21 protein-coding genes are annotated in these 20258 nt (G+C 38.8%); 5 read left to right on the top strand and 16 right to left on the bottom strand.

The window, feature by feature from the left end; all coding sequences use genetic code 11:
- Window positions 1-30: 30 nt before the first annotated feature.
- The gene (gene pyrE, locus CHU_RS12995) at window positions 31-660 is read right to left on the bottom strand and encodes an orotate phosphoribosyltransferase (RefSeq protein ID WP_011586031.1); all 630 of its coding nucleotides are present in this window, start codon (window positions 658-660) and stop codon (window positions 31-33) included.
- Window positions 661-807: 147 nt separating this feature from the next.
- Between pyrE and CHU_RS12990 the strand changes: the two genes are divergently transcribed.
- A complete protein-coding gene (locus CHU_RS12990) occupies window positions 808-1488 on the top strand; it encodes an NUDIX hydrolase (protein WP_041932390.1) in 681 nt (226 codons plus the stop codon).
- Here CHU_RS12990 and coaD read toward each other — a convergent pair.
- From coaD to CHU_RS12975, 3 genes are all read right to left on the bottom strand, one after another.
- A complete protein-coding gene (gene coaD, locus CHU_RS12985; protein ID WP_011586029.1) occupies window positions 1471-1923 on the bottom strand; it encodes a pantetheine-phosphate adenylyltransferase in 453 nt (150 codons plus the stop codon). The two genes, CHU_RS12990 and coaD, sit on opposite strands and share 18 nt — an antisense overlap.
- Before the next feature lie 12 nt (window positions 1924-1935).
- Complete coding sequence (locus tag CHU_RS12980) at window positions 1936-2835, bottom strand: DUF3822 family protein (protein ID WP_011586028.1); 900 nt, start codon at window positions 2833-2835, stop codon at window positions 1936-1938.
- Between the two features lie 175 nt (window positions 2836-3010).
- Window positions 3011-3496: an NUDIX domain-containing protein gene (locus tag CHU_RS12975; RefSeq protein WP_011586027.1), complete on the bottom strand. Its 486-nt coding sequence runs from the start codon at window positions 3494-3496 to the stop codon at window positions 3011-3013.
- Window positions 3497-3531: 35 nt separating this feature from the next.
- Here CHU_RS12975 and CHU_RS12970 point away from each other — a divergent pair, with 35 nt between their 5' ends.
- Window positions 3532-4956 (top strand): ATP-dependent DNA helicase, encoded by a 1425-nt coding sequence (locus CHU_RS12970; RefSeq protein WP_011586026.1) that lies wholly within the window; start codon window positions 3532-3534, stop codon window positions 4954-4956.
- Between the two features lie 205 nt (window positions 4957-5161).
- A complete protein-coding gene (locus CHU_RS12965; protein WP_011586025.1) occupies window positions 5162-5557 on the top strand; it encodes a DUF1573 domain-containing protein in 396 nt (131 codons plus the stop codon).
- A 202-nt stretch (window positions 5558-5759) separates the two neighbouring features.
- On the opposite strand, the gene CHU_RS12960 is transcribed toward CHU_RS12965, so the two are convergent.
- Together CHU_RS12960 and CHU_RS12955 are read right to left on the bottom strand one after the other, a co-directional pair.
- On the bottom strand, window positions 5760-6137 hold the full coding sequence (locus CHU_RS12960; RefSeq protein WP_011586024.1) for a DUF423 domain-containing protein: 378 nt from the start codon (window positions 6135-6137) through the stop codon (window positions 5760-5762).
- Between the two features lie 264 nt (window positions 6138-6401).
- Window positions 6402-7064: a YggS family pyridoxal phosphate-dependent enzyme gene (locus CHU_RS12955; protein WP_011586023.1), complete on the bottom strand. Its 663-nt coding sequence runs from the start codon at window positions 7062-7064 to the stop codon at window positions 6402-6404.
- A 61-nt stretch (window positions 7065-7125) separates the two neighbouring features.
- Between CHU_RS12955 and CHU_RS12950 the strand changes: the two genes are divergently transcribed.
- The gene (locus CHU_RS12950) at window positions 7126-8664 is read left to right on the top strand and encodes a GH3 family domain-containing protein (protein ID WP_011586022.1); all 1539 of its coding nucleotides are present in this window, start codon (window positions 7126-7128) and stop codon (window positions 8662-8664) included.
- A gap of 40 nt (window positions 8665-8704) precedes the next feature.
- On the opposite strand, the gene CHU_RS12945 is transcribed toward CHU_RS12950, so the two are convergent.
- The 7 genes from CHU_RS12945 to CHU_RS12915 all read right to left on the bottom strand — a co-directional run bounded on the left by CHU_RS12945 (window position 8705) and on the right by CHU_RS12915 (window position 17655).
- Entirely contained in the window at window positions 8705-10015 is a 1311-nt protein-coding gene (locus CHU_RS12945; protein ID WP_011586021.1) for a TolC family protein, read from the bottom strand.
- An 11-nt stretch (window positions 10016-10026) separates the two neighbouring features.
- The gene (locus tag CHU_RS12940) at window positions 10027-13119 is read right to left on the bottom strand and encodes an efflux RND transporter permease subunit (RefSeq protein WP_011586020.1); all 3093 of its coding nucleotides are present in this window, start codon (window positions 13117-13119) and stop codon (window positions 10027-10029) included.
- Between the two features lie 2 nt (window positions 13120-13121).
- Window positions 13122-14195, bottom strand: a complete 1074-nt coding sequence (locus CHU_RS12935) for an efflux RND transporter periplasmic adaptor subunit (RefSeq protein WP_011586019.1) — start codon at window positions 14193-14195, stop codon at window positions 13122-13124.
- A 204-nt stretch (window positions 14196-14399) separates the two neighbouring features.
- The gene (locus CHU_RS12930) at window positions 14400-14828 is read right to left on the bottom strand and encodes an SET domain-containing protein-lysine N-methyltransferase (RefSeq protein WP_011586018.1); all 429 of its coding nucleotides are present in this window, start codon (window positions 14826-14828) and stop codon (window positions 14400-14402) included.
- Between the two features lie 5 nt (window positions 14829-14833).
- Window positions 14834-15889 (bottom strand): vWA domain-containing protein, encoded by a 1056-nt coding sequence (locus CHU_RS12925; protein WP_011586017.1) that lies wholly within the window; start codon window positions 15887-15889, stop codon window positions 14834-14836.
- A complete protein-coding gene (locus tag CHU_RS12920; RefSeq protein ID WP_011586016.1) occupies window positions 15882-16772 on the bottom strand; it encodes a hypothetical protein in 891 nt (296 codons plus the stop codon). Before CHU_RS12920 ends, CHU_RS12925 begins: the two co-directional genes overlap by 8 nt.
- Window positions 16765-17655 (bottom strand): DUF58 domain-containing protein, encoded by an 891-nt coding sequence (locus CHU_RS12915; protein WP_011586015.1) that lies wholly within the window; start codon window positions 17653-17655, stop codon window positions 16765-16767. The genes CHU_RS12920 and CHU_RS12915 overlap by 8 nt, the downstream gene beginning before the upstream one ends.
- Before the next feature lie 57 nt (window positions 17656-17712).
- Here CHU_RS12915 and CHU_RS12910 point away from each other — a divergent pair, with 57 nt between their 5' ends.
- Window positions 17713-18066: a DUF4296 domain-containing protein gene (locus CHU_RS12910; RefSeq protein WP_011586014.1), complete on the top strand. Its 354-nt coding sequence runs from the start codon at window positions 17713-17715 to the stop codon at window positions 18064-18066.
- 65 nt (window positions 18067-18131) lie between these two features.
- Here CHU_RS12910 and CHU_RS12905 read toward each other — a convergent pair whose 3' ends face one another.
- Genes CHU_RS12905 through CHU_RS12895 form a run of 3 tightly spaced genes read right to left on the bottom strand, consistent with a single transcriptional unit; the run spans window position 18132 to window position 20197 of the window.
- A complete protein-coding gene (locus CHU_RS12905; protein WP_072355982.1) occupies window positions 18132-18845 on the bottom strand; it encodes a hypothetical protein in 714 nt (237 codons plus the stop codon).
- Between the two features lie 40 nt (window positions 18846-18885).
- On the bottom strand, window positions 18886-19620 hold the full coding sequence (locus CHU_RS12900; protein ID WP_041932388.1) for an energy transducer TonB: 735 nt from the start codon (window positions 19618-19620) through the stop codon (window positions 18886-18888).
- Window positions 19613-20197 carry a sigma-70 family RNA polymerase sigma factor gene (locus CHU_RS12895; protein WP_041932387.1) on the bottom strand — a complete coding sequence of 195 codons (585 nt, stop codon included), beginning with the start codon at window positions 20195-20197 and terminating at the stop codon, window positions 19613-19615. Before CHU_RS12895 ends, CHU_RS12900 begins: the two co-directional genes overlap by 8 nt.
- Window positions 20198-20258: the final 61 nt, after the last annotated feature.

Genomic DNA, 20258 nt, shown 5'->3' with positions numbered 1-20258 from the left:
CGAGTTAACTCGTGGGATTTTTTAGTGTATCTATTTTTTCCAGTCTCCCGGATTCTTTCTCCATTCACCCAGCGTTTGCAGTTGGTCCTGCTTTACGTAATTATTCGCAACGGCTTCCTTAATCAGCTCATCGTAATTGCTCAACGTGTGCAAGGTAATACCTGCGTTTTTGAAATTGTCTTCCGCTATTTGAAAACCATAGGTGAAAATCCCGATCATACCTAAGATCTCAAAGCCTCCTTCCTGTAAGGCTTCTACGGCTTTTAAGGAACTGCCGCCAGTTGAGATCAGATCTTCAACAACAACAATTTTCTGCCCTTTCGTAATTTTACCTTCAATCAGGTTTTGCATGCCATGATCTTTTGGCTTGGGGCGTACATAAATCATCGGCAAGTTCATACTGTCTGCAATGATGGCACCCTGCGGAATGCCTGCTGTTGCTACACCGGCAATGCATTCGCACGCAGGATAATGCGTACGGATCAGATCAACCAATCCATCACGAATCAGATTTCTGGATTCAGGGAAAGACAATGTTAAGCGATTGTCGCAATATATCGGCGAATTCCAGCCAGAAGCCCATTTGAATGGTTCTTCTGGACGTAAGCGCACCGCTTCAATCTTTAAAAGAGAAAGCGCTACTTCTTTTGTATAGTTCATGGAAGGATGCATTTGTTTGTAATCATCAAATTTAATACATTTTAAGTATTTAATCCCTAATTGCCCGCTTCTGTTAATAATTCCTTTGGGCTATCCTTTTTAATTCCCCATTACTTTGATAATTTGCCCGTGATTAGCCCAACACAGATGAAACTCTTTATAAACGATAAGCCGTTAAAAGTTATTCAATTTATTCCAACACTTCCTGTGTTTGAGTATGATACGATTATAGGCTCTGCGGAAGAGATTCTATCCATCAGATTAGTAGGTAAGGTGTTGATTCAGCAGGCTACAGCACGCCAGTTAGAGCGCCTCATTCGTATTATGGAATTGAAACGTTTGAAAAAACTGTTGTCCATTACGTTTGCGGTAGATGATTATGAGTTCATGGTTGAATTTATAAAAGATCAGTTTAAAGTAATCAAAGCCAGTGGTGGCGTGGTACGCAAGCAGGACAAAATTTTATTGATTTTCAGATTAGGTAAATGGGATTTGCCTAAAGGTAAATTAAAGAAGAAAGAAGAATCACTGAAGGCTGCTAAACGTGAAGTAGAAGAGGAGTGCAGCGTTAAGGTAGACGTAAAGGATAAAATCTGTTCTACCTGGCATACGTACGTGCGTAAGAATAAACGCATTTTAAAACGTACTGATTGGTATGAAATGAATTGCCTGGATGATTCAAACATGCAGCCGCAATTAGCTGAGTTTATTGAAGACCTGAAGTGGATGAACTACAAAGAGGTAATGAAGTCGGTAAAAGACTCGTATGCATCTATTCAGGAAGTAGCAAGCGAATATTACCGGTTACACTCAGATCTTATAAGGTAAAAAACCACTTACATCTCCATCGTATTTATGAATGTCGCGGATAAGGCTTGAGCTGATATAAGCCAGGTGGGGACTCGTAATCATAAATACGGTTTCCAGATCTTTCCAGAGATATTTATTGGCTTGCGAGATGCTGTTCTCGTATTCAAAATCGGTGGTGTTACGCAAACCTCTGATTAAAAATTGTGCGCCGCTTTCTTTGGCAAATTCTGCCGTTAATCCTTTAAAAACTTTTACTTCAACGTTATCTGTTTTCTCAAAACAGCTTTCGATTTTTGGAATAATGTAATCGATCTCAAAATATCTGTTTTTTTGTGCGTTGTTACCAATCGCAATAATCACCTTGTCAAACAGCGGCAGGCTTCTGCGTACAATGTCTTCATGGCCTTTGGTAAAAGGGTCGAATGAACCGGGAAAGATTGCAATTTTACTCATAAAAGGTATGGTTTAACCCTGGCACAGATGCATGTTGTACAAATCAAAATAACGGTGATCAAACACTTCATCAAATTGGTATCCAAAGCGAACAAATTCAGGTTTGGAACCAAAGGTCAGGTGCCTGATGTATTTGTATAATTTACTGAACGATTCTGAATCGTGCGTTATTTCACCGAATACGACAACAGGGCATTTTTCAGGATTTAATTCCAGCTGATCAAAGACAAATAAAATAAAGTAAACAAAATCTTCGCTGGTATTAAAAGTGAAACTGTTGCAGAAAATTAATTTTTTCCCTTGCTTGACAATGATCGTTAAAAAATATTGCTCTACCTGAATGAATACACTTTTTTCAGCAGCGTTTTTATCTTTCTGAAGCATGATGCCTTCAATCATAGAAGCCGTGTGGTGCACGTAACGGACCTGCTTTAACGGATAGGTTTTATTAAACCAGCTGGTAAGTCTTTGGTTGGTCGCAAATACATTTACCGCTTCTGTTTGTCTTTGTTTGTAGAAGTGATATTCTTCATCCGGCTCTCTATCCAGCGTTGTATTCAACGTCAGATATTCCTTCAGATAATCTTTTTCGAATAACGCTTCCGGAATAAGTGAAAACTGTGTGTTTTTAAAACCAACGGTAATACTTTTCCAAAAGCCTGCCTTAATCAGAATGTGATCTTCAAACAATATATCCAGCTGTTCCAGCAGATCATTCGTTGTGTAGATATCTGCCAGCGTGTAATCTTCTAAAAACAGACATCTGTTGGAATCACCATCGACAATACAAATCCTGAATAACTCAAAGTTGACCTGAAAAGACAAATGGTATTTAGCCAGATGTTCCGTTTCAAAACGGCTATCCTTAATTGAATTATTTAATTTATATCGTACAGTAATATCTGAAAGCATTTTATAAACTAGTATTGTTAATAAGTACTATTCCGGAAATTGTATTCTTAACTTTAAAATAATAGATAATTCCTTAAAATTAACCGATTTATTGTATTATAGCAATAATGTTGATAAGTATGTTGGTAAAATTGAAACCTTTTTTAAGTATTGGTATGCTTTATTGAAAATAGGTTTAATAATTAAAATAACCGGATAAATGCAGCACATCTGCAGATGCCTGTATGTTATGTAAAATTCCATGTATAGAATTTTTCGGGAGCAATTGAAGCGCATCAATAGAAAGCCATTCAACGTCTGTTATAATCTGCTGGTTTGCCTGCAGCTCAGGATCTGTACCTAGTTTGAGTGTACCTGTAGTTTTTACAAGGAAAAATAATTCAATGGCATGCAGCGGCAGACTTAAATATTCATTGACACACAAAAACTTTTCGATGGAGACAGATAGTCCGGTTTCTTCTAAAAATTCTCTTTTTAATGCTTCTTCAGCTGTTTCGCCGAAAGAGATGCCTCCGCCTGGTGGAGCCCATAAAATTCCGCTTTCCCCCAGCGAATGATGTTTCACCAATAAAATTTTATTATCGTCCATGCAGATGCCGCATACTCTGATACGTAGCTTGTTACCAAAACTGTGGATGATTCCGTTTTTTATTTCTTCCATACTTTTGCAATTTAGTAAACCTAAACAAACTTTGCTTGTCACTAACGCCATTCATTCTTTCTGCACTTCCGGCAGCACCTACAGCCAGTCAGACAAAAGCCATTGATCTGATCGAACAATTGGTAGAGAACAGAGGTGCTACCAACGCAACGCTGCTGTTGAAAGGCTATGCGGGAACAGGTAAGACTACGTTGTTAAGTGCATTGGTACGGGCAATTCCTAAAAATAAATTTCAAACGGTCTTGCTTGCGCCAACGGGTAGAGCTGCAAAGGTGATGGCATCGTATTCCGGACAGGGCGCGGCTACTATTCACCGGCATATTTACCGCAAAGAAACGGGTGTATCCGGTAGTATGCATTTTTCAAGAAAGAGAAATATGTTTGCCAACACCATTTTTATTGTGGATGAAGCTTCGATGCTGAGTGATGACAGTGAGTTTGGAAACAATGGGTTGCTGGGAGATCTTATTTCCTATGTGTTTGAGCAAAAAAATAACCGGCTTATTCTGTGTGGTGATACGGCACAGCTGCCGCCGGTAGGGAAGACTATAAGTCCGGCGCTTGATAAACGTTACCTCGAATCGCATTTCAGCCTGGATCTACTCGAAGTAGAACTGACCGATGTTGTACGGCAGGCACAGGCTTCAGGTATTTTATATAATGCTACCAAACTGCGGAATGATATCCGCAGCAAAGCAACGACCATACACTTTACAACCGGTTTCAAGGATTTTTATAAAATGACTTCTGACCGGCTGGAAGATGGTTTACGTTACGCATACGATAATTTCGGAAGAGAAGAAACCATTGTGGTTTGTAGAAGCAATAAGTCTGCAACCGGCTACAACAGGTACATCCGGCAGGCAATATTTTTTACTGAAAATGAATTGGATGCCGGCGATCTGTTGATGTCGGTACGAAATAATTATACGATTTTACCTTCAAACATTTCTTCCGGTTTTATTGCGAACGGAGATTTTCTGGAAATCCGTAAAGTGCTGCGGTATCAGGATCAGTATGGATTCAGGTTTGCAGATATTGAAGCTGTTTTCAGAGATTTTCCCGAGTTTGGAAACTTTCAGCTGAAGATTATGCTGGATACCTTGTATTCAAATACGCCCAATCTGGAACAGGATAAAATGAAGGAGCTGTATGCGGAAATTGAAAAAGAATATGCCGATATTGCAACCAAGCAGGAAAGAATGGAAGCGATCCGGAAAGATCCGTTTTTGAATGCTTTGCAGGTTAAGTTTGCGTATGCGCTTACCTGTCACAAGGCACAAGGCGGACAGTGGCATACCGTCTTTATTGAGCAGGGATATCTTACAGATGATAAAATAGATATTGAATTCCTTCGTTGGTTGTATACAGCCATAACACGGGGTAAAAACCAGGTGTTTTTAGTGAATTTCCATCCGAAGTTCTTTGAAGGGATTGTAGGAGTACAGAGTACAGAGTAATAAGTACAAAGTACAGAATTGCTTAACTAAGCGGTGTTCAAAATATTAATTATACATTGAAAATGAATTTTGTTAATTAAAAATTTATTTAAAGATAGAATTATATAATTACGTACTAACTTTAGTCGTCTTCGTACTAATACGCTGTACATAGTACTTCCTGGCTCAGTTATTGTAAACCCATTAATATATTAAATTCAGAATCATGAAAAAGTTTATTTTGGTTGCTCTCAGTATTGTTTTTTCAACCTTGTTGATTGCAAAAATTGTAGTTAATGGTCCGGTAATGACATTCGAAAAAAAATCACATGATTTCGGTGATGTGAAACAGGGCGGCAAAGTCACACATGTCTTTAAATATAAAAATACAGGTAATGATACATTAAGAATTGATAATGTAATTAGCTCTTGCGGCTGCACGGTTCCAAATAATTATGAGAAAGTAGTTGCACCCGGTGCAAGTGGTTCAATTGCTGTATCGTTTAATTCAGAAGGAAAAATGGGTGTAGTAAATAAAACGCTTACGATCTTATCAAATGCTGTGACAGGCGCAGAAGAGCCGGCAGAATATCTTACGATACGGGTAAACGTAATTCCTTAATAGTTCCCAGCTACCAGGTTCCATCCGCCGCGGCGGAACAAAACGATATACTAAAAATCCCTTCAAGATAATTCCTGAAGGGATTTTTATTCCATCTATACCATTAATAGGTAAGCTTTACAATTAATTTTCATTAGATGTATAACATTTCATATTGTCTGGCTCCGCGGCGGCGGATAGAAGCTGGTAACTAGTAACTAGTTTACTTACAAAAGCTCATGGATACCAAAACCCAGCCCGCGATCATACATACGCCACCTATTGGTGTAACAGCGCCCCATTTGGGTGTTTCTGTTAAACAAAGGATATATAATGAACCGGAGAAGATCAGGATGCCGGCAATAAAACTGTAACCGGCATAATTCAAATACTTTGCATTGAATTGCGCCTGCATAAGTAAGATACCAACGATCAATAAAGCGAAACTGTGGTAAAACTGATACATAACAGCTTTTTCAAATGTTTCTGTTCTACCGGTTTGAAGTAAGAAGTCTTTTAATTTATGTGCACCAAAGGCACCGATCGCAACGCCTAACCCGGCGAAAATGCTACCTGCAAGTAAGAATGTTTTGTGTAACATATTTTTTTAAATTATGAATTATGAATTATGATCCTCCGCGGCTGAATGAATGAATTATTTATAATTAAAGAAATTTATTGAGCAGTATTTATACTTATTTTAATCGTTGGCTAAAGCCAACGGCAATGAAACGCGGTAGTTATTCAAATTAAGATAGGCCGCGTTTCATTGCCGGCACATGTATGTGGCGGATAGTTAAAGCCTGAAAGCTGGCGTTGGCAGCGAATTGTAAATTAGCACTCTGTACTGCCTACTGCCTACTGACTACCTGTTTCCAAAGATCGCACTTCCGATCCGAACCATGGTACTGCCTTCTTCAACGGCAAGTCTGTAATCAGAGGTCATGCCCATAGAAATTTCTTTCCAGGCAACATTCTTTTTTTCGATGGTTTCAGCAAGCGATTTAAACAAATTTTTCAGATACCGGAATTCCTTTCTGACTTGCTCCTGATCATTGGTATTGGTAGCCATTCCCATCAATCCCTGTATTTGAATGTTTTCCAGTTGTTCCAGTTCCGGGTGCAGCAGCAGGTTGGTCAGTTCCTGTGTATCTAGGCCAAACTTTGTATCTTCATTTGCGATATATACCTGCAGCAGGCAGGCAATGACGCGCTTGTTTTTTTTCGCTTCTTTATTGATTTCCTGCAGCAGTTTAAAACTGTCAACGGAGTGGATCATATAAATGAAGGGCGCAATGTATTTTACCTTATTGCTTTGCAGGTGCCCGATCAGATGCCATTGTATGTCTTTAGGCAGTACTTCTGCTTTAGAAATGAGTTCCTGGACTTTATTTTCTCCAAATATCCGTAGTCCGCTGCTATATGCTTGCTGCAGTACTTCAACCGGATGTGTTTTTGTAACCGCTATCAACGTCGTGTTATAGGGCGTCAGAAATGTACGGATATCATGTAGTGCAGATTTGTTCATGTTGCGTTAACAGTTAAGTGATGTGAAAATATTAAATTTCATGAATTAACACGCTATCGTTATGGATCTGCTGGGGAAATTATTTTCAAGAGCATTAAAATTAAGCACATTACCAACTAAAAAAAAACGTGACGCATTCAGTCAGCAACGGAAAGTATTAAAAAAATTATTAAAAAAGAGTGCAAACACACAGTTTGGATTGCGGTTTAATTTTTATGAAATCCTGGTCCAGTTTTCTTCCGGTAATAAAAAAGTATTTTATGATTTTTATAAGCGCCGTGTTCCGGTGTATACGTACAATACGCTTTACAATGAATGGTGGTACCGGTTAAAAGAAGGAGAGGCTGATGTTACCTGGCCGGGCAAGGTACAATACTTTGCACTGAGTTCCGGCACTTCCGACGCATCAACAAAATACATACCGATCACCGAACAGTTTTTAAAAGCGAATAAAAAAATCGGTATCCGGCAATTACTTTCGCTGGCACATTATAAATTACCCAAAGACCTACTGGGGAAAGGTATACTGATGCTTGGCGGCAGTACACATCTTCACAAAACAGAAACATATTATGAAGGAGATCTGAGCGGAATACAGGCCAGTAAAATTCCGTTTTGGTTTCAGTATTTTTATAAACCGGGATCAAGAATTGCACGCAACCGGGACTGGGAAAGTAAACTGAACGATATTGTTGAATCTGCACCCGATTGGGATATAGGCTTTATTGTTGGCGTGCCGGCCTGGCTGCAGATCTTACTGGAACGCATTATCGCCCGCTATCAGCTTAAAACAATACATGATATATGGCCCAACCTGACCGTGTTTGTACATGGCGGCGTTGCCTTTGATCCATATCGCAAAGGCTTTGAAAAATTATTGGCGAAACCAATCATTTACATTGAAACCTATCTGGCTTCAGAAGGTTTTATAGCCTATCAGGCAGGGCCGGGAAGAAAAGGAATGAAGCTTATACTCGACAACGGAATATTTTTTGAATTTGTTCCGTTTAACGAACAGAATATAAATGCATCGGGAGATATTGTTGTAAATCCTAAAACCCTTATGATACATGAAGTAGAAGAAGGAGTGGATTATGTTCTTTTAGTATCTACCTGCGCAGGTACCTGGCGATATATGATTGGTGATGTGATCCGGTTTGTAGATAAAGCACAGGCAGAAATAATTATTACCGGACGTACCAAACATTTTATCAGTCTGTGCGGAGAACATTTATCGGTCGATAATATGAATCAGGCGATCAAACTGGTTGCAGAAGAATTAAATATAATCATTAAAGAATTTACGGTTTCCGGCATTGCGCACGATACCTTGTTCGCGCACCAATGGTATATCGGTACGGATCATGTTATTGATCCGGTTGTTGTTTCGGATCTGCTGGATGAAAAACTGAAACTGTTAAATGATGATTACCGCGTGGAGCGGACATCGGCATTAAAAGAAATTTTTGTAACCATTCTTCCAAGCCAAAGCTTTTACGACTGGATGCGCTACCGCGGAAAAGAGGGCGGACAAAATAAATTTCCACGGGTATTAAACAAAAAACTGCATGAAGATTGGAAAGCTTTCCTTAATCAATGATGCAGTTTTGTATGGAATGAAAAAATAAGGAACAATAGAATTAATATTCCATTGTTCCTGAAATCTGATTTAAGCTTACTTCAGCCACCTTTGCATTGTATTGAGCGGTGCTGTAACGTACCGTTGCATTGATATAATTTAATTGTGCCGCTCTGAATTCTACGGTTGTAATGCTTCCCAGACGGAATTTTTCGATTGTGATGTCTAAATTCTCTTTTGCGATCCGTTGATTCCGTTCTTCCAATGTAACAAGTACCAAGCTTGTCTTATAGGTTTGGTAGGCGCTTGTAAGGTTTGATATAATTGTTTGATTCAGTTGTTCATACCTAAGGTCTGCACTATTTATGAGTATTTTATAATTATGTTCAGCAATGTTCTGTGTAAAACCATTGAAAATAGGAACTGTAGCTGTAAGCCCGTATGTAAGGCCTTTACCGGAAGTCTGGGTTGCGAAGCCGAGCGCAGATGTTGAATTGGTAAAATTGTAACCGGTATTTACATTCAGAATGGGGTATCGGTAGGATTTTATAATTCTCAGATCTAATTGCGCTACACGTTTATTTATGATGGCTGCCTGCAACGCCGGGTTGTGTTTAGATGCCTGTTCGGTAAGTGTGCCAATCAATAAACTTTTATCTACCGGAATTTCATTCACTACTGTAAAGCGTATGCCGGGATCCCTGGCCATTAATTGATTTAATGAAGTCTGTGTATTGTTATACAATTCATTTTGACGAACCAGATTGGTGGTGTCGGTATTCATATCTACTTCTGCATTGAGTACTTCGAGTTTTGATGCTTTACCGACCTGATATCTGTTCTGTGCAAATTGTACCCGTTGCTGTGAAATAAAAACAGCCGTATCATATGCATTCAGCTGCTGCTGCTGCTGAACTAAATAGTAATATGTTTTTGTTACCTCGGCTACATTTTCCATAACTGCTACCTGCAGATTTTCTTCGCCTAAACGTTCAAGCTCTTTTAACTGATCGTATCGGGCAAACATTCCGAAGCCATCGAAAATGGTCCAGTTTAATCCTATACCATAATTCAAACCGGTGTTTCTGGCACCGGCTCTTTCCGTTACTGTTCCGTTGGCCTGCACCTGTCTGCTGTCGAGTACACTGTTGGTATTTGTAAGTGTACCCCCTACATAAGGCAATGCTCCGGCTACCCCGGGATTGACATTGTTTCTGCTGATTTCAAGATTATTGGCAATGAGCTTGATGTTATAATTGTTTTCTAACGTAATACGAATCGCTTCATCAAGTGTAAGAATATTCTGCGCTGCTGCCTGATTAAGCAGTGCCAAAAATAAAAGGCTACATGTAAATACAAGATATTTTTTCATGGTGAAATGTATTAGATGCTTTTTTCAGCTTTGTGCGCTTCTTCTAAAGCGGTGTTATGTTTGTGTTCTTTTGACCACATGGCGTAGAATGCAGGGATAACAAATAAGGTTAATACTAAGGCAAACAATGTTCCCCCTACAATTACAACACCCATTCCTATGCGGCTTTTGGCTGCAGCTCCTAAGGCTAGTGCAATAGGTAACGCGCCTAATGCAATGGCAAGGCTGGTCATTAAAATTGGCCGTAAACGTGCTTCAGAGGCTTCAAGTATGGCTTCCGCTTTTGATTTGCCTTGCTCTTTTAACTGATTTGCAAATTCAACAATGAGTATGCCATTTTTGGTAACCAGACCGATAAGCATGATGGTGCCGATCTGGCTGAAAATATTCCAGGTCTGGCCAAACAGCCAAAGCGAGAACAAGGCGCCCCCAACCGCCATGGGTACGGTAAGGATGATGATGAACGGATCAAGAAAACTTTCAAATTGTGCGGAAAGAATTAAATAGATCAATAAGATGGCTAAGCTGAATGCAAACAGCGTGTTTGAGCTGCTTTCAACAAAGTCGCGTGATTCACCTGTAAGTGATGTAGAGAAACTTTCATCAAGTACTTCTTCAGCGATGCGGTCCATCGCTTCAATACCATCTCCGATACTTTTTCCCGGTGCAAGACCCGCCGATACGGTCGCAGATAAATACCGGTCGGTGTGGTATAGCTGTGGCGGGCTGCTGCGTTCGTTGATTGTGATCACATTGTCCAGCTGAATCAATTGCCCGGAATTATTTTTTACAAAAATAGATGTTAAATCAATGGGTGCATCGCGGTCTGTTTTATCAAACTGAGCAATTACCTGATATTGTTTTCCATTCATGTAGAAATAAGAGAAGCGCTGCCCGCTTAAAGAAAGCTGTAACGTTTGTGCCACGTCAAGTACGGATACACCAAGGCTTTGTGCTTTATCGCGGTCAATGGTTACATTCAATTCCGGTTTGTTGAATTTTAAGTTCACATCTGTAGTAGAGAATGTAGGGTCGTTTGCCGCAGCATTCATAAATTCCGGTACTTTTTCTTTCAGTTTATCAAAATTCAATGCTTTAATGTTATACTGAACCGGCAGGCCGCCTTTTTTATTTACCGCAATAGTCGGCTGTTCTGTAACCATCGCGCGTGCCTCTGAATATTTTTTTGTCAGTTGCGTAAGCTTATTTGCAATTTGTTTTTGAGAACGATGCCGCTCATTGGGTTGAATCAGAGACATGATCATACGGCCGCTGTTAACGGAAGAAGAGCCAAAGCCCGGAGAGGTAATGACAAGGTTTATATATTTTTCAGGAATGGAATCGTTCACCAGTTTTGTCATTTCCTGCATAAACCGGTTCGTGTAATCATAGCTGGCACCTTCGGGTGTGTTGATCTGTACACGCAGGTAACTGCGGTCATCGTAAGGCGCTGTTTCTTTTTTCAACAAGGAATAAAACAAAACAATCAAACCGATGCATCCAAAGATGATCGGGTAGCTGATCCATTTACGTTTCATGAATACACCAAGTGCATCTGCATACATGGCATTCATTTTTACAAAAAATGGTTCTGTCCATTCATAGAATCTTGATTTTTTATGTACGCCGCCTTTCATCAGGTATGCATTTAGCATAGGGGTTAAGGTTAAGGATACAAATGCAGAGATCAATACTGCAGAAGCGATTACAATACCAAATTCACGGAAAAGCTGCCCCACAAAGCCCTGTAAAAATATCACCGGAAGAAACACGGCAGCTAATGTAATCGAAATGGAGATAACAGGAATTAATATTTCATTCGATCCTTTAATTGCGGCCTCTATAGGGGACATTCCTTCTTCAACTTTTTTGTAAATGTTTTCCGTAACAACAATACCATCATCTACCACTAAACCTGTTGCCAGTACAATAGCAAGCAGGGTTAATACATTCACAGAAAAGCCGCACAGGTACATGATGAAGAATGTTGCAATAAGCGACACAGGAATATCAATAAGCGGTCTGAAGGCAACGCCCCAATCTCTGAAGAATAAGTAAATGATAATGATTACTAAGACCAGCGAGATTAAAATTGTTTCGGCAACTTCTGTAACGGATTGTTTAATGAATAATGTATTATCTACCGCAACGTTCAGTTCAAGATCGGAAGGTAATTCCTGTTTTATTTTTGCAAGCTGTTCATAAAAGCTGTTTGCAATTTCAATGTAATTAGTTCCGGGTTGAGGAGTAATAGCAAGGCCAACCATAGGTGTGCCTGATTCGGTCATTTGTGTTTCCAGGTTTTCCGGCCCAAGCTGCACTTTCCCGATATCGCTGAAACGTATGATTTTATTACCTTGTGTACGGATGATCAGATTCTGAAACTGCTCTTCTGTAGCAAGGTTTCCAAGCGTGTTCACACTTAGTTCTGTATTTGCACCGGTGATTTTTCCGGACGGAAGCTGAACGTTTTCTTTGTTTAAAGCCGTCTTTACTTCAGCTACGGTAAGGCCGTAGGAAGAAAGTTTCATCGGATCAATCCATAAACGCATGGCATATTTTTTTTGCCCGTATATTTGCACACTACTTACGCCTGGTATGGTTTGTAACCGTTGTGCAATGGAATTTTCCGCGTAATCGCTTAATTGCAGTACATCACGTGAATTGCTTCGTACCGTAAGGATTACAATGGGCTCTGAATCAGCATCGGCTTTTGATACTACAGGCGGTGCATCAATATCCAGCGGCAGGCTTCGTGTTGCCTGAGAAACCTTATCCCGCACATCGTTGGCGGCTTCCTCTAAATTTTTATCCAGGTTAAATTCAATCGTAATGTTACTGCTTCCCTGATTACTGGTAGAGTTTATACTTTTGATACCGTCAATGGCATTGATGGCTTTCTCCAGCGGTTCTGTAATCTGCGATTCAATGATATCGGCATTGGCGCCGGAATAGTTGGTACGCACAGAAATAGTTGCAGGGTCAATGGATGGATATTCCCGGATACCTAAAAACGTATAACCAATGATTCCAAAAACAATCAGCAACAGATTGATTACGATTGTAAATACAGGGCGCTTAATACTTAGACTTGAGATGCTCATGATTATTTGGTATCAGCGTTTGTAAGTTTTACCTGAACGGACATTCCGGCTTTCATTGACATTACTCCGGTAGTAAGAACGGTATCGCCCGCTTTTAGCCCGGACAAAACCAGCAGGTCTTTATCTGTTCTGGAAGATGTTTCAATTTTAACTTCTTTTGCTTGCCCGTTTTCAACTATGAAAACTTTTTTACCATCCTGAATCGGAATAACAGATTCAGTAGGTACAAGAAGTGCATCCGGTATGATTGTTAACGGTAGTTTAACGTTGGCAAAGGACCCAGGGAGCAATGCTCCGTCTTCGTTAGAAGCGCGGGCACGAAGCTGAAGCGTACGTGTGGCCGCGTCAATCTGTGGTTCGATCGCATATACGGTAGCAGCATATGTTTTAGAAGAGCCGGCAAAAGTGAATTCAACTTTTGTATTGATTTTCATATTGGAAGAATATTTTTCCGGAACGGCAAAGGTAATTTTCACCGGATTGGTATTTACCAGATTGGCTATGATCAGGCTGGTTGAAAGGAATTCGCCTATAGAAACATTCCGTAAGCCAATGGTACCGTTGAAAGGCGCTTTAATAATGGTTTTTGAAATTTGTGTCCGGATAATATTTTCCTGTGCCTGTAAAGACTTCAGCGCAGATAAACTGATGTCGTATTCTTCTTTACTGATACCTTCTTTCTGCAATAATAACTTTGCACGCTTTTCATTTTCTGCTGCCAGATCTTCGCGGGTTAACAATTCTGAAAGCTGCGCCTGCAGCTCTGCATCATCTATCTTTACCAGCGCTTGTCCCTTAGAAACTTTGTTGCCTTCCTGAAAATAGATGTGTGTAATTACACCTGTAACCTGACTTCTTATCTGTACCTGTTCATTTGCTTCAATAGAACCTGAAACCATGAGGTTATCAGAAAAAGATTGTGGTTTTAAAATGATTCCATCAACCTGGACGGTTTTGTTTTTTGAAGCATCCGGTTTATTCGCTGATTCAGATTCTTTGTTTTGTCTGATGCGGTAAAATATCAGTGAACCAATAGAGAGTATAACAAGTGTATAAACGATAAATTTTATTTTCATAGAAGTAATGTTGTTACAGATTCATTAGCCGGGCAGCACCCGGCTAATGAATCATCATAGAATAAATTTAATCATTCAAACCCAATTTGTTGATACAAATAGACAAACTAACTTATTTTGGGGAAGAATTCTGTGGAAACATAGACGTTATGGATGAACATGAAAAGAAAATCAATAATACCTTGAATAAAGTACTGTAAAGCTTTATACAGTCAGATTCTTTTTAAATTTTTGCCAGTATTTTTTACCGTAGCTGCAGAAAATCTCTTCTCCCGATTTGATCTTTTTGAGTGCAACCAGACAAACGCGTTCCTCATCGTCCAGATGAATTTCAGCATTATATGAAAAGGACGTTTTTTTAAGTCCCTGCGAATCGTTTGCATACCGGGCAAAACAAAAAACGTTTTTGGAATCTAAGATAGAACCATCCAGCATGTTGATGAAATAACCATCTTCATGGGCTTTCGCACGGCGTGCAGCTTCTTTATCGGTTAACACTTCGCCTTTAAAAATTGAAATTACTTCATCCTTAAAAATATCGATAGAAGTATACAAGCCTTTTCCCGCATCGGGCAGCTGAGATTCCTTTGTGTACAGGTAATCGGATTCTTTTGCATCAATCGCGTCAGGCATAGGAACTAATCTTCTAAAAAATTATTTAAAAAGGAAATACGGGTAAGTGTCCATAATAAAAAGAAAATCACCGCCCAGGTAATGTAAATAGAATAAAAATCTTTGATGTCGGTAAATTGCAATTGAACAATTTTACCTTTCTCTAACTGATCAATATTGGCAATAACATCATCCAGACTTTTTTTATCATAAGCCCTGTAAAATTTCCCCTTTGTTGTAGCGGAAATATTTTTTAATGTGTTTTCATCCAGTTTGCTTTCAACGTACTGAATGGTCCCGTTATCATCTTTAAACTGATGCGTTCCGTCTTTACCCAGCCCAATGCAATATATTTTAATATTGTATTCCAGACACAGATCTGCTGCAGTTATCGGGTCCATCAATCCGGAAGTGTTTTCGCCATCACTGATCAGCACAATGATGCGCTCTTTGGTTTCAGCATTTTTCAGCCGGTTGATTGCAGTTCCTAATGCAGTGCCGATAGCTGTTCCTGATTGCAGATCCTTATTTTGTTTTAAATCATTTAATTGATTTTTCAGCAACACATAATCATTGGTCAGCGGAGATAACGTAACGGCTTCACCTGAAAAAATTACAATGCCAATGCGGTCATTCGAACGTTTATTTATAATATCTGTACAAATCTGTTTTGCTGCATCAAATCTGCTGGGATGTATATCGGTAATTTTCATAGACTCAGAAACGTCTATGGCAAAGATCATATTAATACCTTCTGTATACTGCGTATTGGTTTCGTTGCTCTTCTGGGGGCGTGCTAAACCTATTAAGATAAAAGAGAGTGAAAGCAGCAGTAACGTGAGCGGTATAAAACGCAGGATCTGAATCAGATTCAGTGATTTTGTATCCCTTTTATTTAACGCAACTTTATATTTTTTTCTGAACCGGTAATAAAATCCCCAGCGAAGCACGAGCAATAGAGGAGTAGCGGCGATGCCATACAAATAGGATGGATTTTCCCAGATATAACTTTTCAGTACCGCTGGCTGGAGCCAATAGTTTAACAAATACCACTGCGAAATATCGTATTGAAAATTATCCACCTGTTATATCGCGTCTTCGAAGTTGAAATCTTCTGTTCGTAAATCGTTTAATGGTTTGCAATGCATCCTTTGTATCTTTGGAAACAAGACCGCCGTATACATTGCGGTCTAATGACTGCAACGTAGATTCTAATTCTTCCTGATCATATAAAAGAATCAATTCTGTTGTTGTGTAGGTATTGATGGGTTTGTTTTCTAAACGTGTCAGATAGTTTTTCCAGATAGCAAGTGTTTGTTCAATGATCCGCAGGTCAGTGCTCTGTTCAAATTGTGCAGCTAACAGATCATACTCTTTGATGAAGCGGTTATGTGTTCTTTTTAAAATAAATAAGCGGTAGCGTATTAATATAAACCGGCCAAAGAGTTTGTATAAAAAAAATACAATCAATAAGGCAGAAGCCCATACGGCTATTATGTATGGATAGTTGAATGCTTCAGGCGTATCCTGTAACCGTGCATCTGCAATCACATCTTTTTCAGAATTGATCTTTACCAGACGCTGCAGAAAGATGCTGTCTATTGATGTAAACTGCTGTACCGTATCTGTCTCAACAATAAATTTTACCGGCACAAGTAAATATTGTGTCGGAATAACTTCATAACTGGCTAAAATATATACAATACTGTCGTAAGCAAATAAAGAATCGGTGCGGGTTGGAATGTATTTTTTATTGATGTATTCAAACGGATAATAATTGAACCCTGAATCCGGCACAAGCGCAATCTGGTCTTTCGGGTATTTTACAGAAAGCATGTATTGAATATGTTCCCCAATCTGAAAACTATCTTTTTCAAACACGGCAGAAATCTTACTGCCGGTATCAGGCTGTGCAACGGTAACAGCTGCGCATAAAAGAAATACTATGAGTAAGAAGTTACGCACTTTTCTTATGGAAATTTCGTACTCTGAAAAGTTCTACCAACTTGATAATATAATCTTCATGTGTCTTTATACACGTATAATTAGACTCATGAGATTTACTGAAGTTTTCCAGTTTTTCCTGAATGTTCCGCTGGCGTTTTTCCATGTTTACACGAAACGATTTAGAAGATGAATTTACCCAGATTGTTTTTTTTGTTTCTGTATCAATCAACGGAATAATTCCCATAGATGGTAAAAACATTTCTCTGGTATCCTGAATCTGAATTAAAACAAGATCGTGTTTTTTACTTAAACTGATCAGGTTTTTATCGTACTGGTCATCAATAAAATCAGATAATACAATAACAATGCTCTTACGTTTCAGGATGGATAAGGTGTATTGTGTTGCCTTATTCAGATCTGTGAGACTGGATTCGGCATCGAGACTGAAAAGTTTATTGATCAGATAATAGGCATGTTTGATTCCTTTGTCGGGAGCTACATACAATTCTTTTTTATCTGAATAACACACCAAGCCTATTTCAGAGCCTTCTTTTACAGCCGAAAGCATCAAAACCCCGGTTATTTCTTTAATGATATCCAGTTTTGTCTGATCGTTTTTTCCAATATGCAGGGAAGCGCTTACATCTACCAGAAAAATGATGTGCTGCTCTTTATCTTCTTGAAAAAGACGTACATAAGGACCGTGTCCTTTTGCCGTTACATTCCAGTCAATTGTCCGGATATCGTCTCCGTACTGATATTCACGCAGATCTGAAAATTCAATGCCCGAACCCTTAAAAATAGAATGATAGTTACCGTGCATATGAGAATGAACCGCTTTTCGGATTCGTACCTCATATTTGCGTAACTTACGGATGATATCTTTTAAAGATTGTTTCATAGGAACAATTTTAAAAATACAATAAAAAAACTAATTTTCGAGAAATAATCTATCGCTTTGAACTACTTTAAACTAATAACACTTGCTTGTATCTGTGCACTGTTTTCCTGCGGGCAGAAATCTTCTTTGGATGAAAAACCTGCGGATTTGCTAACGGAAGAACAAATGACCACTATTCTGGTTGATATACATATTACAGAATCGGCGTTGTCTTTAAAAAACTATAATCGTGATTCATCTTTAACCTTGTATGCAGGTTATAAAAAAGAGATTTTTAAAGAACACCAGATTACGGAAGAACAATTTAAATCAAGCTATGATTACTACAGCAAACATGCGGCATTATTCAATCACATTTATGAAGTGGTGATCGACAGCATTGCGGCTAAAGAAGCTAAGGGGCAGCTGTAGCCAGACGTTACCGGGGTTAGTAAATAATGACTTGCTGCATTGAAACGTGCAGGCAGTTGAATGTATCAATGCATCCATCCTTCTATCTTAAAATTCTTATTGAATATTTTTCTTTCATTTTCTCCTGAAGAAGGCCTCAGCCATACTTCAAATCTTGCGGCATAATATTTTCCCCAATCACCTTCATAAATAGTAAATATATTCGGAGAACTATAATGCACAATACTGTCAGATGGATTATTTACCCGGGTCAATGTATTTTCTTCTAAATATTCTGTTGAAAGTTCTTCATCCTGAGTAATTTCGAATGCCTTTAAATAAATAGTACCGCTTTCAATCTTAGCTGTGCGGAAAATATATTGATACATACCTGGCTGTCCGGAATTGTAAAGAATAAGATCTGTTTGCGCTTTTTTACCAGTTAAAATACTATCTGAACCGGAATATACATTAATAGGATTTTCAATCTGGATGTCTGACGGAATTATCAGATCATCGGCCCAATGATCACCATCAACCATTGATGTCATCATAGAAATAATACCTGCAGATAACAAAACCAAAAATGTATATATACCTTTCCAGAATTGTCTTTTATATAATTGATAACAGATCGATATGAATATGACAATAACAGAAACGTTAGAAAGGTAAAGTAATGGTTTTTTAATAAATCGGATATTTAATTCACTGTTAAGGATCAAAAGTCCTGCAATCAAAATGAAAAATAACAACGGCCGCCACCATTTATCAAAACAATATATAAATATGTTTTTCATAAGATTGATGCTGCTATGTTTTCTAATCGTTGCTGGTTCGTTATTCCCCAACATACGTAAAAGGAAAATACACAGTAACTGTTGAAGGAACTGTTTGTCCATGTTTTACACAAGGTTTCCATTCAGGCATGTTACCGATTACACGTTTTATTTCCGTACTGATCGCCGGATTGGGGCTGTGATAGATGGTTATGTTTCCGATTTTTCCTGATTTTTCAATCAGAAGATCTACTTCAATTTTTCCTGTGTAAGGTGATTCCACTGCATTGTACGGATACTTGATATTTTTCAGTAAGAAATTTTTTAAGGCATCGTCTCCGCCCGGGAAAGCAGCCAATGCGTTTTCATTCGTGATGACTGTATTTTCTACGGCAGTATTTGCCTGTTGGCTGGTATTTGTCTGCTGTTCGGTTGTTGCTGAAATGTTACTTTGAGAACGGGTTGCAGCTCCAGCCGGCGTTATTACTGACGTTGGTTTAGCGGGTTTAACAGAATCTGTTTGCTGTACAGGAGAATTTGATTTTATACTATCTTTCTGTTCGATCACTTTTTCAGCTGCTTCATCCTGTTCTGTTGTTTCAAACAGAATGATCAGGCCAACAGCAATAATAACCGCAACGGCACTTAATACTTTTGCATTTTTATAGATCGGTTTTGTCGCCTGCTTGTAATCAAGCATCGCCGCCTTTTTAACTACCTTGTCGAAGTTTTTGTATTTATTGATCTCTTCGTCGCTTGGTAATTCTTTGTTCTTATGTATATCGTATTTACTCATTACTTTTTCCTTTCATTTCAAGCATCCATTTCCTGATTTTTTCCAGAATGCGGTACGTTTTTACTTTAGCATTGTTTTCGGTCATATTCATAATTTCACCGACCTCTTTAAATGCTTTGTTTTCAAAGAAACGCCATTGTACTAATATTACTTCATCGGGTTTGAGCCTTTCCAGGCATAAGGGCAGAAAGGTGAGATAGATATTTTCCTCATTTGACTCCTGCAGATCTTCGTTCAGCAGATGAATGCTGGTATCGTCGATGCAGATCATTTCTCTTTTATTGTGTTTCCTGAAATACATGTTTGCTTCATTGGCTGCTATTCGGTAGAGCCAGGCTGAATACGGCACGCCTTTATATTCGTAGGATTGGATAGCGGATAAGGCTTTGGAAAATACGTCTGAGCAGAGATCTCCTGCAACATCCATATCATTCACTTTTCTGAACAGGTACAGGAATATTGTTTTATAATATTTCTCATACAGGACAGCAAAGTGCTGAGGATTTTGCTTGGCTTTTTCAATCCAAAGCTGTTCTTCCTCAATTTCTTCAGGTTTTTTATGGTATTTAGATTCCAAGGTCAATAGTATAATGCAAAAACAATGAAAAGATACAAAAAATATCGGTTTTCAAGCTATG

The sequence above is a fragment of the Cytophaga hutchinsonii ATCC 33406 genome (assembly GCF_000014145.1).
Classification (GTDB): Bacteria; Bacteroidota; Bacteroidia; order Cytophagales; family Cytophagaceae; genus Cytophaga; species Cytophaga hutchinsonii.
This window is presented reverse-complemented; position numbering and strand designations above follow the sequence as displayed.

What these genes read in the sequence shown, in the direction of transcription:
- CHU_RS12965 (WP_011586025.1), top strand. Translation starts at nt 5,162, where the DNA reads ATGAAAAAGTTTATTTTGGTTGCTCTCAGTATTGTTTTTTCAACCTTG.
- coaD (WP_011586029.1), bottom strand. Translation starts at nt 1,923, where the DNA reads ATGAGTAAAATTGCAATCTTTCCCGGTTCATTCGACCCTTTTACCAAA.
- CHU_RS12960 (WP_011586024.1), bottom strand. Translation starts at nt 6,137, where the DNA reads ATGTTACACAAAACATTCTTACTTGCAGGTAGCATTTTCGCCGGGTTA.
- CHU_RS12990 (WP_041932390.1), top strand. Translation starts at nt 808, where the DNA reads ATGAAACTCTTTATAAACGATAAGCCGTTAAAAGTTATTCAATTTATT.
- pyrE (WP_011586031.1), bottom strand. Translation starts at nt 660, where the DNA reads ATGAACTATACAAAAGAAGTAGCGCTTTCTCTTTTAAAGATTGAAGCG.
- CHU_RS12975 (WP_011586027.1), bottom strand. Translation starts at nt 3,496, where the DNA reads ATGGAAGAAATAAAAAACGGAATCATCCACAGTTTTGGTAACAAGCTA.
- CHU_RS12915 (WP_011586015.1), bottom strand. Translation starts at nt 17,655, where the DNA reads ATGAAACAATCTTTAAAAGATATCATCCGTAAGTTACGCAAATATGAG.
- CHU_RS12900 (WP_041932388.1), bottom strand. Translation starts at nt 19,620, where the DNA reads ATGAGTAAATACGATATACATAAGAACAAAGAATTACCAAGCGACGAA.
- CHU_RS12940 (WP_011586020.1), bottom strand. Translation starts at nt 13,119, where the DNA reads ATGAGCATCTCAAGTCTAAGTATTAAGCGCCCTGTATTTACAATCGTA.
- CHU_RS12935 (WP_011586019.1), bottom strand. Translation starts at nt 14,195, where the DNA reads ATGAAAATAAAATTTATCGTTTATACACTTGTTATACTCTCTATTGGT.
- CHU_RS12930 (WP_011586018.1), bottom strand. Translation starts at nt 14,828, where the DNA reads ATGCCTGACGCGATTGATGCAAAAGAATCCGATTACCTGTACACAAAG.
- CHU_RS12905 (WP_072355982.1), bottom strand. Translation starts at nt 18,845, where the DNA reads ATGAAAAACATATTTATATATTGTTTTGATAAATGGTGGCGGCCGTTG.
- CHU_RS12945 (WP_011586021.1), bottom strand. Translation starts at nt 10,015, where the DNA reads ATGAAAAAATATCTTGTATTTACATGTAGCCTTTTATTTTTGGCACTG.
- CHU_RS12950 (WP_011586022.1), top strand. Translation starts at nt 7,126, where the DNA reads ATGGATCTGCTGGGGAAATTATTTTCAAGAGCATTAAAATTAAGCACA.
- CHU_RS12955 (WP_011586023.1), bottom strand. Translation starts at nt 7,064, where the DNA reads ATGAACAAATCTGCACTACATGATATCCGTACATTTCTGACGCCCTAT.
- CHU_RS12980 (WP_011586028.1), bottom strand. Translation starts at nt 2,835, where the DNA reads ATGCTTTCAGATATTACTGTACGATATAAATTAAATAATTCAATTAAG.